Here is a 14601-nt window from a genome sequence, read left to right as displayed (position 1 = left end):
GTTTCCTATTCAACTATTGTCAAGGAAACTGCCCAGCAGGAAACCCTGCGAGCGGGCAACACGCACGAGCCCTGCAGGAGTCCCGCGCCGCGGGTATGATTGTTGTTTCGAGCTAAGGGGCATTGGGGTGCGTGCCCAGAACGTTCGAGGCATCAAGGCAGAACCTGGCTGGGACGGTGAATGGATGGCGATCTACTTTCCCGATTCGTACCGGCGCGAGCTGCGCAAGGCCTGGAGTGAGCGCCGACTGGTGCCGTATCTAGGCGCGGGCGTCTCCGCCCCTTATGGTTTGCCGCAGTGGACCGATCTGGTGATGAGGATCCTGATCGACGAATCCTGGGAGACGTTTGGCGAATTCTGGAAGAACTATCAGACGCCGCTGGCCGTGTGGATGACTGAGAACTTCGACTTCGGCCTGGAGTCGCTGTCGCGCTTCGCCAAATCAAAGTTCGTGGTCAATACCGGAAAACGGCAGCGCCGGCACTTTAACGACTATGTGGACGAGCAGCTCTATAAGAAGATGCCGGCCACTTTACCGGCCGGCCCAACGACCCTGACCGCGGTGGCCGACCTGATTGCGGCCAGCGAAGGAGCGCCGGGCGGACGGGCCATTCCTGCCGTAGTTTCGCTTAACTTTGACGACCTACTGGAAACGGAGCTCAAGGCCCGTCACATCGCGTGCGAGCCAGTCTTTGGAAAGCGCAGGAGGCATGCGTCGCGCCTGGGTATCATTCACGCACATGGCTACCTGCCGCGGGGCGCGCGCGCTCCGGCGAGCGACCTCATCTTCACGGAGGACGACTATCATCGCTTCGCGCTGCAGTCGATCCATTGGGCTCAGGTGGAACTGTTGAGCCTGTTGCGCAACGGCACAGGGCTCTTCATCGGGCTCTCGATGTCCGATGCGAACCTGCGCCGCTTGCTCGATGCCACCGCGGACGGCAGGAAGAGCCGGCATTTCGTGATTCGCAAGCGCTTCAGCCTCAACTATCAGCAACAGCAGGAGGCGGCCCGGCGCATCCACGAAAGGGCAATGACTGGATTGCAACCTGACGAACGCAACAGGATGATGAACGATGCCCCGCAGTTGGAGTTCGCCATCGACCGGATGCTGAAGGCGGCTACGGAGATCGACACGACGCTGCTGGAAGAGATGGGCGTAGCGACGATCTGGGTGGACGAATATGACGAGATCCCGAAGGTGTTGCAGCAGATCCCGTCTACGGGGAAGGCGGCCGGGCCGCGGGCCCAGCGAGGCAAGCCGTAAGCCACCCGCGCACCGCCCGTCATCTTGAGAGAAGCGGCCGGAGTGATCGACCTGGGCAGGCGTTTGATGCTCGGGGGGCATTTGCAGGCCGAGATTGAAGCGGATGTCCTCCACCAGCACGAGAGGGCCGTAGAGAATAGCGTTCCAAGGCGCGTCAACGCGGAGACGGGTGAAGTGCTGGAGCGGGTGACGATGCCGGCGGGCGTGAGCGTCTCGGGGCTGGAGTCCGAGGGGGGCGGCCGGTTTTTCCGCGGCGGTGGCGGAACCGGAAAGGTGCGAGCGGTGCGCCTGCCAAGGCGCGGACATCGAGTACCTTGAGAGTGTGCTCAACAGGGTATCGTCTGACACAAGGCCGGGCTTGCGATGGGGGACAGGTGGTTTTCCGGCGAACCGTCTTGCGGCGGTGGCCGCGTTCGCAGCCTTCGTGCTGCACCTGGCGGGCAACCCGCACTACGGGTTCTTCCGCGATGAGTTGTACCTGATCGTGTGCGGGCAGCACCCGCAATGGGGCTATGTGGACCAGCCGGCTCTGTCGCCGCTGCTGGCCGCCGCTTCCCAGATCTTTGGTCCCTCGCTGGTGCTGCTGCGGGCGGTGCCGGCGTGCTTCGCCGCGGGGGGTGTCTATGTGGCTGTACGTCTAGCGGAGGAGTTCGGCGGGGCGGCGTTCGCGCAAGCACTGGCGGCGCTGTCGGTCTTCTTCGCGCCGGTGCTGATGTCCTTTGGGATGAAAGTCTCGCCAGACATGGTGGGCCTGTGGTTGTGGCCGCTGGCGGTGTTGTACCTGGTGCGGGTAGTCCAAGGTGGCGACCCGAGGGGATGGCTGGCGGTGGGCGTGGCGGCGGGGGTGGCGCTGCATGGCAAGTATACGGCGGTCTTCTTCCTGATTTCACTGCTGGCCGGTCTGGTACTGACACGTACACGGAGAGTGCTCTTCACGCGGTGGTTTGTCCTGGGGTGCCTGGCGTGTGGTGTGATCGCGCTGCCGAGCTTCCTGTGGCAGGCGCATTACGGCTTTCCGCAACTGGAGATGCTGCGCAATGCGGAGCGGGGGAAGAACGCCATTGTTGGCCCCCTTACATTCCTACTGCAGCAGGTGGTGCTGACGGGCATGGCGCTGGCGCTGATCTGGATGGCCGGGCTGGCGTGGCTGTTCTCGCGGCCGGGCCTGCGCTTTCTGGCCTACGGCTTCGTGGTGCTGATGGCCCTGATGATTGGGCTGCACGCGAAGCATTACTATCCGGGCGACGTTTATCCGTATCTGTTCGCGGCCGGGGCCGTGGCGTTGGAAGGGTGGACTCGCGGTCGCCGGTTTGTGCGCGCGGCGCTGACGGTGGGGGTGGTGGTGACGGGCCTGCTGCTGACTCCCGTGGTGATGCCGGTGTTGCCTGAGCCGCAGATGGTCTCCTACACGAGGTGGCTGCTGGCCCGGCTGGGCCTGGAGCCAAAGACGCTGGCCACGGAGATCCGGCCGGAAGGCGAGCTGTCCAGTGATTGGGCCGGGATGCACGGCTGGCCGGAACTGGCGTCGACGGTGGCGCGCGTGTATCAGTCGCTGCCGGAGGCAGACCGGCAGCGGGCGGTGATTGCGGCCGAGAACTATGGTGAGGCGTCCGCCATCGATTTCCTGGGCCGGCCGTACGGTTTGCCGCCGGTGATCAGCGGGCACAATCAATATTTCCTATGGGGCACGCACGGCTATCGCGGCGACGTGACGATCTGCGTAGGCGGCGATTGCGGCGCGCGGCTGCACCTGTTCGCGCGGTGCGAGCGTGCTGCTACATTTACGGCCCCGTGGGTGCAGCCGGACGAGAACAACCTGCCGATTACGGTGTGCCGCGACATCCGCATACCGCTGGGTGAGATCTGGCCGAGGGTGAAGCATTACCAGTAGAGCGGGTGGGAGTGGGCGGACGGGTAGCCCGTCACTTACGTTCCGGGACTGGGTTGAGGGCGGAAACCTGCAGTAGACTTGGCAGATGATCCGTCAGATTGCGCCTCTGTTCTTCACTCTGGACATACCCACCACGCTGGCCTATTACAGCGAAAAGCTGGGTTTCGAATGCCTGGGAACGTGGCAGGACCCTCCGGTTTATGCGATTGTGGCGCGCGACGGGCGCGCCATTCATTTTCGCTGCGCCGCGCCGGCGACGGCGAATCCGGACAAATACCGGGAGGAGCTGCTGGATGCGTATCTGTTCATCGAAGATGCCGATGCTCTGTACGCCGAGTATGCCGCCAAGGGCGTGGAGTTTACGCGCGGGGTGGAAGATATGCCGTGGCAGTCGCGCGAGTTTGTGGTGAAGGATTGCGATGGACGGTTGCTGGCTTTCGGGGCGAGTTTGTAGGTGGGCGTGAGATGGCGTCAGGGTATTTCCTGGCGATTGGGGCAGTATGCGGGGGTATCCGCTCGCTTACACTCACGGCTCCGTTTGTTAGGTTTTGCGGCCGAACCACTGGAGGGAGGCGTACCAGATGCCGGCGGCGGCGAGTGTCACCAGCGGGCCGTACTGGTGGGTGGTGGAGATGGCCAGCATGACGGCGAAGATCTGAAAGAGTCCGGTGGGGATCAACTGGCCGGCGGCGAATTGCCAGCGGGTTTGTTCCGTGGGTGGGGTGAGGGCGGTTCTGTGTCCCGCGGCCAGGGCCAGGAAGCCGGCGGAGAGAGTGCGATGCCAGCCATAGGGGCCGGTGAGGAGCAGGAGGACGATGAGCCAGGCGAGGTCGCGGGCGAGCAGGACATCACGGCCGGACAGGGGCAGCAGGAGGCGGCGGGCAATGGCGGATTCCGCATCGAAGGAGGAGCTGGCCTGGCCGGCGGTGCTGAGGAGGATGACGATGAGACCTCCGATGACGACTTTGGCCATGGGGTCAGGCTGCGGGTAGAAGAGGAGGTAGAGGCAGCCGCCGAGGCTGAGGAGGGCAGCGAACCAGAGGTCGAGGGTTTGCAGGAGTTCGCGGAGGCGGTTCTGGACGAGTCCGCCGAGGCGGCCGGGCAGACTGGGGACGAGCCGCAGGAGACGAGGCGGGTTTTTCCAGATGCGGAAGACGCCGAGGAGGACGGGGGCGCAGACGCCGAGGGCGAAGAGCCCGGCGCCGACCACGGGATGGCGGCTGAGCAGGGCGAACAGCACGGCCAGGGGCAGCATGGGGTTGAGCAGAAGGTTTAAGGCGAAGACCACTGCGCGCTGCCAGGTGGTGAGGGGCCAGAGGGCCATGCGGGCCTCAGGAATGCGGCGGGCCATGTCGCCAGCGAGGGGCAAGGCGGCGAGCGCTCCGATGACCAGGTAGAAGACTGCGGTGCTGCTGGGCCGATCCATTGGCTCTTCGGCCATCAACAGCAGGATGACGGCAAAGAGGTTGTTGTGAGTGACGGAGCCGAACCGGCCGAAGCTGCGCTGGGCACTGCGGCCGAGCGCGGCGATCAGTGCCGCGAGCCCAGCCATGGGAGATCCGGAGCGGAGGGTTGTTCCACGAGTTCGAAGTAGAGCTCCTCGACAGTGGCGTGGGTCATTGCATTGGCGGGCGCGTTGTGGAGGATGCAGCCGTCGCGCAGGAGGACGATGCGGCTGGAGATGCGATCGACCAAAGAGAGGATGTGGGAGGTGAGGAGGATGGTGACGCCACGGCGGGCAGCGGCTTCGAGGAGGCGGCGGATGACCTCGACGGAGACGGGATCGACACCTTCGAAGGGCTCGTCGAGCATGAGGACAGACGGGTTGTGGAGCAGGGCGATGGCGAGGGCCGTTTTCTTGCGCATGCCGTGCGAGCATTCGCGGGCGTAGGTGTGGCGCTTGGGAGAGAGGGCGAGGGCGTGGAGGAGTTCCTCGGAGCGGGTGCGCGAGGTGGCGGAGTCCAGGCCGTAGATGGGTCCAGTGAGGCGGAGGTGCTCATCGATGGTGAGTTCCGGGAGGAGGGCGAGATTTTCGGGAACGACTCCGATGCGGCGGCGGAAATCGAGCTGGGTGGCGGGATTGGCGGGGTCGAAGCCGGCTACGGAGATGGTTCCGGTGTCGGGCCGGGACAGGCCGCAGAGGAGGCGGAGAAGGGTGGATTTGCCGGCGCCATTGGGACCGAGGATGGAGCAGATTTCGCCGGCGGGCACGTCGAGGGAGACGTCGTTGACGGCGATGAGGGCTCCGAAGCGGCGAGAGACCTGCCGGCAATGGATGGGAGAGGTCACAATCGCAATCTAGCATTGCGGGCTGGGGCGGGCGTGTAACTTCAGGGGACCGGGCGCGTGGGGGAATCAGGCGTTCAGGCGGACGTTAGTTTTGACCGCGGTGGCGTTGGAGGGGGGGGAACCGCTGCGTCGAGATGAAAGCGAAGCCGACGGAGGCAGGAGGGCTGAGCTATACCTGTTGCGGCCGGCGCTGAGATCGAATGCTACAGCTCACCACGCCGGGGCCGGGATGGTGGCCCCGGCGTGGTGCGACTGTTCATTCGACCCCCACTCAGGTAGTGATCAGTAGTCCCAGATGGCCGGGACCCAACGAAAGACTTCGCCGTCGAGGGTGACACGGCCGACGGAGGGGAATGGCAGGTGGGTGGCTACCAATTGTTCGCCGGTGGCCGCCAACTCGCGGAGGAGTTTGATGCGGACGCGAGCGGCTTCGTCGGGGTCGTGTTCGAAGCCGTTGTGCCAGTCGGGGCGTTCGAATCCGACCTGGAAGACGGCGTCTCCGGCGAAGGTGAGCCGGTCGCCGTGGGATGCCAGGCGCACGACGCAGTGACCGGGGGTATGACCGCCGGTGCGATAGGCGATGACACCCGGGGCGACTTCGTGCTGCTCATCGAACGGACGCAGGTAGGTGCGGTACTCGTCCAGGAATCGCTTGGCGACCGAGCGGAGAACATCCGGCACCGGGGACGGCATGTCGGTGTGGGCGAAGTCGGGCGATTCCCAGAACTTCGCTTCGGCGGCTGCTACGTGGATCTGGAGGTCCGGCCGCAATTGGGCTTTGACGCCGTCGACGAGGAGTCCGCCGACGTGGTCCATGTGCATGTGGGTGAGCACGACGTCGGTGATGGAGGCGAGATCGATGCCGGCGGCCTGCAACCGCTGGACGGTCTGTCCGGCCTTCGGAAAGTCGGGGAACTCCAGCCCCAAGCCGGCGTCGATGAGTATGGTGCGTCCGCCGCTGCGGACGACGATGACGTTCAACGGCCAATCGAAGGCGTCTCGCGGCAGGCACATCTGGTCCAGCCAGGCCGCCCGTGCAGCCGGGTCGGCGTTGGTGGCCAAGGTCTCAGTCGGCAGCATGAGCACGCCGTCGCTGAGCACCAGCACGTCGATGTCGCCGATCTTGAGCGCGTAGCGAGAGGGGACTAACTCGCTGGTCCCCAACCTGGCGGGCTGCGAAGTGTTGTCCAGGTGCCCGTTTGTCTGCTGCTGCTGACCAGAATCAGCAACCAACGTTTCGTTGTTCATGAATGAACCTCCTATCCGGCTTGTAAGCAACTGGGGCGCCAAGTTCGATCTGTTGCTGGGACGACGCGCGTTTCGCCCTGTTGGCGGCGGGTGGATAGGACGGTTGAGTGGCGAAGGCATTTGTTCCGCGGTGGTTGGGGGAGGCGAGGGTGGAAGGTTCGCCGGAGTGGCGGGGCCGGGCCAGGGGGGGAGGGCGAAAGAGCAATGAGACGATATTTCGTGAAGGATTCGATGGGAGGAGTGGAGGCTCACGAAATGGCGCGGGGGGAAGGGATCGTTTCAGGACATCTCTTGCCTCGCGGGTATGCGGTGTCCGCTACAGACTGCTCGCCAGCGCGGCCATTCATGCTGACGGACGCCGGTGGGCTCATTGATTGGCGGCCTTCCGCTGCCCTGGAGGGGCCACCTGCGATGCAGCCACAATTGCCCAGGTGCACATCAGGGCTTCCCCGCGTGGAGCAGCAAACGTGGGGGCGCCTCGCTTCAACCCGGCTGGCTGAGCAGCCCGATGAGCTTGGACGGACAAGCTAAATACCCTGGTAAGATCAACTCACGAGAATGTCGTGGACTCGGCAGTTGAAGCGGTGCCGGCTTCGACAAAGGAGTGGCCTCGTTCAGGGTGTTTCATCCTGGAGGGATGGTTCTCCTGCCTGAGATAGACGGCGCTGGGGCTGTCGATTCGAAATACCCGTCCTAACTTTGGGGGAGCAATGTCGCTAAGAGCGTGGCGTGCGGTTACCTTTCTTTGCAATCTGGGTCTGGTTTTGCACTGCCCCTCCACCATAATGGCGCAGGGCGTCGGGGCTGGAGATGTTTTCGCCAGCGGTAGCCCTTCCGGCTCACTCATGGGGGCAGTTCGCAGCCTGCGCCAGGATGCGGCGAATGGCACGGGTGCACCCCAATTGGCGGCGGGCGCCGAGTATCCGTCCAGCCTGCCGAAATGGAATGCCCTCCGAGGCAAGTATCCGGCGGATGCAGCCGCATTCCAGCCCTGCGTCGATCCATTGCTGGAGGCCTTTCGAGAACTGAAGCAGGTGGGCCCCCTGATGAGCGGCAAGAACTACGCCGCGCAGGTGAACGCCGGCGTGAAACGGGCCAAAGCGCTGGTACGCCAAGCCGACGATTGCATCGCCAAACTGAATGAAGAGGGACTGACGGCGACCGCGGGCCGATTGCAGCAGCAGGCACAAGCCCAGATGCCACGCTCCGGTTCAGATGAATTCGGATCAAATCCGCAGGGCAACGGGCGTCCCGGTGGAGGCGGCTATCCGTATAAGCCGCCGAAGTATGACCCTCAGCGGAAGAACCTGAAACCGCATGCGCCTTACACGTCCGCTACGCCGACAGAGGACATGATGAAGGACTGCATCGAGGAGGCCACCTTGAACAATGAGTCCCGTCCTGATTCGGAAGTACGCGAGATCTGCGCCCAGGCGGTTCAGAATACGAAGGTGCATTTGGCCAAGCCCGATTGCGTTGTACCGGACGGCTCTCCGGGGCTGGTGGCCCAGACACCCACGCTCGACGGCGAGAGTCCGACTCCGCTCTGCGGCGGCCTGAAGGATACCAGGGCCATTTCGGTGAGGATCGGGACCGGAGCATCGGCAAGGACTGTCAAGTTGAACTTCGACGGCAATGTCCCCTATTTCAATGGATACATCGATGGTTACGGGACCCGGCCGATCCCGATCACGATTGACATCACCAGGGAAGGGGCTCAATTGCGGCTGAACCGTGCGATCAGCCAGAACGCCTTTCCGAACTATCTGGAGGGTACGATCACGCCGGTGGTGGGCAAGGATGGGGTTTCCCTGGTGGGCATGAAGCTGGAGATTACCCGGATTGGGAGTGGCCCCAAGGGTCAGATCCAGCAGGTGCCGCCCGGGAAAGTGGCCAACCTGTTTCCTAGCGCAAAGAGACTGGTCGAGCCCCAATGGACGGGTTTCTGAGTGGGAAATAGGGCAGTTGGTGCCTGGATTGGCAGCTGATTGCGGCTGGCGGGCGGTGCGGTGCGGGCGTTGAGGCGCCGACTGGAAGTGGATGAGGAGCAGTGGCCGAACGGCCGGGTGGAGTTGGTTCAAGCGAGCGTTCGCGTCATGCGAGACAGAGGCGAGCCGGGTTATCGGATACCGATCCCGGTTCAATTGCTGGACGAGGATCCGCCCGCGACCAAGGGTGTCACGCGTCAGTTCGAGCTGCTTAAAACGCGGAAGCGGCTGAGTGTTCGTTCCGCGAGTATCTCGGGCAGAAACGTGAGGCTGCCGCCCGATGAACTGGAAACGGCGCGCAAAGCGGGGGTTCCAGGTACTTGCTGGCGCCGACGCGATGCGGGGCCACGCATCATGCGCAGATTGTTCGGCTTACGGGCGTGGTAAGGCTTTGGCGTAGCCCTCCATGGTTGCGCCTGCCCGGTCCACCAAATCCTTCAGGCCGCGGCCTCCCGACAGAAGGTGGATTCGGCGTTCGGCTTCGAGCGGGTCGATTTTGCCCTGGCCGAAGCCGCGCAAGACGGTTTCGACCTCGGACCAAAACCCGGTCACCTCGGCGTGCTTGCGTTTCTGATCGGCGGTCCATTTCGAGCCTTGCTGGCCTTCGACTGTTTTCAGCACGGTCTGCAATTTCGTTTGGATGTCTTTGCCTGTTCCGCGGCAGGCTTCTCTCATGCCGTCGTAGTAGCCGAGCAGGAGTTTCCTGTCATGCTGCATTTCGCTGGCCTTATAGCGTGTGACATCGGCGGCCTGCTGGGCCCAGGCGGGATTGGGCTGGGTGGCGAAACGGCCGTCACGGACGCCCAGCCAGGCGCGGTCGGCGTAGGCTTCCGGATGGGTGGAATTGGTGACGTTGCCCAGGGAGACCGTAGCCGAGTGGCCGGTCCGCTGGCGGTAGAGGCGGTTGAAGATCTGCTGGGCATCCGTGCGCAGGGCATTGGCAGAAGTGGGGACGCCATCACAGGTGACCCAGACATTGGGCACAGGCTTGCCGCCAGCGCCGATGCGCATTCTGCCCGGCTCGATAAGGGCAAGGTCGTAGTCCACGCCGGGACTATTTCCACTGGAGGCGTTGCGAATGGGTTCGAAGCGAATGTCGCCATCATAGCGGCCCACGGTCTTCCCGCCGGAGATGCGCCCAGCGCGCAGGTTCTTCACCAGTTGGGGCGTCAGCTCGTCGTGGACTTCCCGCAGAATGTTGACGTAGTTCCGTTGGTCGGCAGGGAGGGTCTGGTGCTTCATGATGAGCTTGGCGCCGTAGCTGGAATTGACCGAAAAGACCTTTCGTTCGACTTCGAGGCGGAGCTTGGCCAGTTCGGGAGCTGCCGCGCGAGTGGCCAGAGCGCGGCGGTACAGACGGTCTGTGGCGACGAAGTCTTTCACGAGGGCCTGGTCCATCTCCATCTGCTGGCGGTATTTCATGGCGGCGATGGCCTCGGCGCTGCCGGGCTTCCAGGGTGGACGGCCTTTCAGCTGTCCGAGGAAGGAGACGGCCCCTTTCGTGGCGAGGCCCATGATCTTGGCGGCGCCGTACTTGGTGGCCAGGGAGGCGGCGACGCTGCTCATGCGCTCACTGGGCGTGGCCTTATCGTTGGCTAGAAAGGCCTCCCCGGCAGTGTACGCGTAGTGGACCGTATCGTTGATTCTGGTGACAGCGGATATTCCGCCATCCCAGAGGCCGCGCTTGAGAGCCGCAGCTTTGGAACCGGTCTGGTAGTATTTGCCGAGGCCGCTTTCCAAGCCGCCGGCGCCGAGGAAGTAGACGAACTCGGTTACCTTGTAGCCACCGCCTCCGGCCAGGAGGCTGAACGCGGTATCGGCACCTGTCTTTACCATTTCGGCATAGAAGATGCGGTTGTCCCACACAGCCACTTCGTTCTCAGCGGCCTCCTTGGCACCGGCGAGGCGGTTCTGATACTTGGTGTAAGCGTTGATGGTGATCTCACGCCACTTAGCGGGGTCCGCGGCGGAGCCCGATTGGAGCAGGGCCCGCTGCTGCTTGTAGATGGCCTCACGCTGGGCGGGCTCCAGTTTGGCCTTGAGGGCTTCCGCGGTGCGGCGCTCGTGATCCATGGAGGCCATCTGATAGACCTCCTTTTCGCAGTGGGCGATCATTTGTTCGCGGGTGCGGTCGTCGAAGGGCGTGCGGGTGTGGACGTACTCTCCGGTCTGCAGGGATGCGATCAGGTCGCGCTTGCTGAGGACCTCTGACTCTTTGGCGTCCAGCAAAAACTGAATGTACTGCGGATCTCCCGCCTTCAGGTTCCGCAAGTGCGCGAGGTCGGCCTGGATGTACTCAATATCCTTCTGCAGGGCCTCCATGCGCGCCTTCTTATCTTCCTCATCCTCCTGAGCCTTGGTTTTGACCACAGGTTTTGGGGGCGCAGTCGCGGTGGGCACCGCGGAACCGCGGTGGAACAGCGCGTTGAGTTTCTCTTCGGACAAGGCGGTTACCTTCGCCCAGCCGGCGGGCCGTGCCCAGAAGCCATCCAGGCGCTTGCGGACTGCGGCCAAGGTCTCCTTTGATCCGAAGCTGGAGGGCACATCAGGGTCTTTGAAGAGAGAAATGGAGAATCCAAACGGGCGGTACTCCAGAATTTGAATCGTTTTGGGGTCGCGATCGAGCATCCTGACCGTGGTCTTGAAGATCTGGGCCGCTGTAGCGTATTGCGAAGTCAGGCTGTAGTTGCTGAGGAACGAGGTATATGGATTGAAGCTCTGCTGGCGATTGCGCAAGTCGATATCACGCATCTCGATGGCGAATTCGCGTCCATCGTCGGAGCGGCTCACGAACCGGAGCGACAGGACCCGGTCGCCGTCCGGGGAGACTTTGCCCACCAGGAGGTGGGCGCCGGCAGACAGATTGGAGTCGGAGCGGTTTTTCTGATCGAAGAGGAAGGTGGGACCGGAATAGAAAAACTCATCGCCATCCCACTGGACCGGGAAGCCAAAAAGAGCGCGCTGCGGAATGGGGACGTCGACGAATTCGACGTTGCCCTTGGTGTCGACGAAGCGGACGGAACCGTTGCAGGTGAACCGGAAGAAGTTGGTGCGGTGCAGGTATTCGAGATCCCCCTCGGGCGCTGCGCGTCCGTACTGGTAGGCCTGCACAGCTCGACGACGGGCACGTCCCATGAGGGCTTCGGCATCGGGAGGATCGCCGAGGGCGCGGATGGCGGAACCGGCCTTATCCAGTGCCGCCGCGAGTTCGGACAGGCGTTGCGCCTGAGCCTGGGCTTCAGCCATGGCGGATTCCACGGCAGCATCGTCGCCGAGGGCGGCCATTTCGAGAGCATCGGTGTTGGCGCGCGAGAATTCGGCTTGGGCGTAGGAGGCCAGGGAACGGTAGGCCAGGAACCCAGCCAGCAGCGGATTGAGGCGGTTCAGATAGTCGACGACTTCGGCACAGGGGAATTGGAAGGCCGGAGCCCAGAGCCGTTCAATTTGCGCGTTCTCCTCCTCCGAAGTGGGAGTCAAGACCAGCTTCATACCCTCCATACCGGCGGAGACGGCGCTTTCGTACTGGCTGTCGGGCAGGTTGGCAAATTCGATTCTGGCAGGCGGAGCGACCTTGGGCAGTGGAGTTATGGGGGCGGCGGGAGTGCGCCGGGCGGCGGCGACCTGCGGTGGCGAGGGAGGAGCGTCGGGAGGCTCGGCGGCCGGGGCGAGCTCTGGCGGCGCGACGGCGGGCAAGGCGCCGAGGCGGGCGATGTTGGCGGCCGCCGCCTTGTCGCCGGGCTGGAGCTGGAGGGCCTGCTCGAAATCGCGGCGGGCTTCCGCGAGCAGACCGCTGTTCTTGTAACCGAGACCACGGTTATTATACGCAGCCGCATTATTTGGTAGTTTCAGGTCGATTGCTCTTGTATTGTCAGAAATTGAATCATTCCAGCGTTTCTGTTCGAGGCGGACCAGGGCCCGCTGGAAGTAGGGCTGGGGGAGATTGGGGTCGATTTCAATGGCTTTCGTCAGGTCACGCTCCGCACCAGCCGGGTCTTTCAGGCGGCGCAGGAGTTCTCCCCGGCGGAGAAGGTAGCTGCCGTTGGCCGGGCTGAGTTGAACTGTCCGGTTGAGGTCGTCCAGCGCTCCGGCGAGGTCACCCGTTTCTGAGCGCAGGGAGGCGCGCTGGGACAATGCGGTCTGCTCGTCAGGGTTGATCTCGATGGCGCGTGAGTAGTCCGCGGATGCGCCGGCAGCATTCTTCATGGCCCTGCGGATATTGGCGCGGCGGACGAGATACGCAGGCGTCCGCGGACTAAGTTCGATGGCGCGATTCGCATCGCCGAGCGCTCCGGCGAGGTCTCCGGTCTCCTGCCGCATGAGGGCGCGAGAGTCATACCCTTGGTGGTAGGCGGGTTGCACCGTCACCGCCCGCCCGACATCGGCAAGTGCGCCGAGTGTGTCCTTGAGCAGCCGCTTGACGATGGCGCGGCCGCCGAGCGCTCGGGGATTGAGGGGATCGAGTTCGACCGCCTTGTCGGCATCCTGGAGTGCGCCGGCCAGGTCGTTGAGGTTGCGGCGGGCATTGGCGCGGAGCCGGAAGGCTTCGGACGCGCGCGGCGACTGGGCGACCAGGCGGCTGGCGGCGTCGAGGGCCTGGCGATACTCGCCGTTGTCGATGAGCGATTGGATTTGTTCGATGGCGGGTTGAGAAGTCTGCGCCATGGAGGCCAGGCACAGGAGGAGGGCGAGGGAGACGAGCCGTCGCACTGTCATGATTGCCCCCAAGTCTACAGGAGTGGGCTTCTGGCCGCTGGGGGCAAAACAGGGATCAACAGGGCTCCGGAGAGGGTAGAAACTTTGCGTTGCTGCGCGTGTTGCAGCTGGCGGTAGAGTGCGCGACGGCTTGGCGGTGTAGGCGAAGCCGGCGCCTCTCAGAATTTGGCCTCGGCGGCCGCCACGTGGGTCTGCAGGTCCGGATGCAGCCGGGCTCTTGCGCCGTCGACGAGCAACCTGCGCACGCGGCCTACGCGCCGGCGGGTGAGCACCGCAATAGTATCTGCCCTTCATCGGAAACTGGGACTTACCGCGTAGCGGCGGATCGGGGAGACTGAGAGTCATGCGAGAGGCTATTGTCCAAAGTTCGGTTGTGATGGCGGCGCGCGCAGGATGATAATTGGGCGTGATTCCTTCCGTTTTGCTCGATGAAGAAGAGACCATCAAGATTAATAGCTTCACCTGGGTTGGGTCGAGTCTGCGAATCAGACTGACCCTCTTGAGCGATAAATCACGATGGATCATCACTTGCGCAGGAGCATCAAGCTGGCGGATCCAGGATCGGGTCACAGACGGATTTAGCGTCTCGGAAGACGATCCGGTGCTGTGGCTGACGCAGTTCGCCACCTACATGACCTACTTTGCAGGGAAACCGAGCAACCCGCATCGAGCCGTGTGCGATTTGTTGAGCGTGACTCCGAGAACATCCGAGGTGTTCCGGTTCAGGCCAGACTTTCTGGCGGACCTGCTCTCGACAGGTTGCGGCAGCCTGGGCTTGCTGCCGGTTCCAGCCATTCGCCTGTTGGCGCCGATTCTCAAGAGCCATGGGGTCGAGTTGTATCACCTGGGCCCGGATGAATCGGAGACTACGGACGTGAGCTTCGCGCTGTTATTCGGCCATGATTCTTTTGTTATTGCCAAGCAGTTCGATGCCGCAAAGCAGGGATAGTTCATTTCGTTTGGTTGTTGGAGCCGGTACCGGAAATCGGGCTCATGCGTGTGCGAATCGGCACCGCTTCTCAACTGCTCATTCGCCGAATGAGCGATGAACGCGATAGCCCGGACGGGCAAGACTGAGCCCATTTCGGTCTCGCCCAATGGCAGCAGATCAGCGTTGAAAGTCTCGCCCGGCCTGCGGCGGTTACCCTGTGAGGCAATCCGGGATTGGACGGGACGGCCTGGCTCGATTCGCGCAAGGCGAGGGG

Annotated in this window: 9 protein-coding genes and 1 pseudogene; 6 read left to right on the top strand and 4 right to left on the bottom strand. The window is 63.4% G+C overall.

Annotated features, from left to right (window positions below; genetic code table 11):
- Positions 1–184 precede the first annotated feature (184 nt).
- From ACR9Y2_RS17735 to ACR9Y2_RS17720, 4 genes and pseudogenes are all read left to right on the top strand, one after another.
- The gene (locus ACR9Y2_RS17735) at positions 185–1267 is read left to right on the top strand and encodes an SIR2 family protein (RefSeq protein ID WP_435042846.1); all 1083 of its coding nucleotides are present in this window, start codon (positions 185–187) and stop codon (positions 1265–1267) included.
- 132 nt (positions 1268–1399) lie between these two features.
- A pseudogene (locus ACR9Y2_RS17730) lies at positions 1400–1585 on the top strand (glutamine cyclotransferase); the annotation flags it as partial.
- Between the two features lie 40 nt (positions 1586–1625).
- Positions 1626–3158, top strand: a complete 1533-nt coding sequence (locus ACR9Y2_RS17725; protein WP_435042844.1) for an ArnT family glycosyltransferase — start codon at positions 1626–1628, stop codon at positions 3156–3158.
- Between the two features lie 85 nt (positions 3159–3243).
- Positions 3244–3612, top strand: a complete 369-nt coding sequence (locus ACR9Y2_RS17720) for a VOC family protein (protein ID WP_435042842.1) — start codon at positions 3244–3246, stop codon at positions 3610–3612.
- A gap of 87 nt (positions 3613–3699) precedes the next feature.
- On the opposite strand, the gene ACR9Y2_RS17715 is transcribed toward ACR9Y2_RS17720, so the two are convergent.
- The 3 genes from ACR9Y2_RS17715 to ACR9Y2_RS17705 form a co-directional block, all read right to left on the bottom strand.
- On the bottom strand, positions 3700–4710 hold the full coding sequence (locus tag ACR9Y2_RS17715) for a hypothetical protein (protein WP_435042841.1): 1011 nt from the start codon (positions 4708–4710) through the stop codon (positions 3700–3702).
- Positions 4689–5447 (bottom strand): ABC transporter ATP-binding protein, encoded by a 759-nt coding sequence (locus tag ACR9Y2_RS17710; RefSeq protein ID WP_435042839.1) that lies wholly within the window; start codon positions 5445–5447, stop codon positions 4689–4691. Before ACR9Y2_RS17710 ends, ACR9Y2_RS17715 begins: the two co-directional genes overlap by 22 nt.
- Positions 5448–5729: 282 nt before the next feature.
- On the bottom strand, positions 5730–6695 hold the full coding sequence (locus ACR9Y2_RS17705; protein WP_435042838.1) for an MBL fold metallo-hydrolase: 966 nt from the start codon (positions 6693–6695) through the stop codon (positions 5730–5732).
- Positions 6696–7540: 845 nt separating this feature from the next.
- Between ACR9Y2_RS17705 and ACR9Y2_RS17700 the strand changes: the two genes are divergently transcribed.
- A complete protein-coding gene (locus tag ACR9Y2_RS17700) occupies positions 7541–8644 on the top strand; it encodes a hypothetical protein (RefSeq protein WP_435042837.1) in 1104 nt (367 codons plus the stop codon).
- A 411-nt stretch (positions 8645–9055) separates the two neighbouring features.
- Here the strand turns inward: ACR9Y2_RS17700 and ACR9Y2_RS17695 are convergent, their stop codons facing one another.
- Positions 9056–13396 carry a tetratricopeptide repeat protein gene (locus ACR9Y2_RS17695; RefSeq protein WP_435042836.1) on the bottom strand — a complete coding sequence of 1447 codons (4341 nt, stop codon included), beginning with the start codon at positions 13394–13396 and terminating at the stop codon, positions 9056–9058.
- 400 nt (positions 13397–13796) lie between these two features.
- On the opposite strand from ACR9Y2_RS17695, the gene ACR9Y2_RS17690 reads away from it, so the two are divergent.
- Positions 13797–14345, top strand: coding sequence for a hypothetical protein (locus tag ACR9Y2_RS17690; RefSeq protein ID WP_435042835.1), 549 nt, complete (start codon positions 13797–13799; stop codon positions 14343–14345).
- Positions 14346–14601: the final 256 nt, after the last annotated feature.

It is taken from the genome of Paludibaculum fermentans (assembly GCF_051172195.1).
Lineage (GTDB): Bacteria > Acidobacteriota > Terriglobia > Bryobacterales > Bryobacteraceae > Paludibaculum > Paludibaculum fermentans_A.
This window is presented reverse-complemented; position numbering and strand designations above follow the sequence as displayed.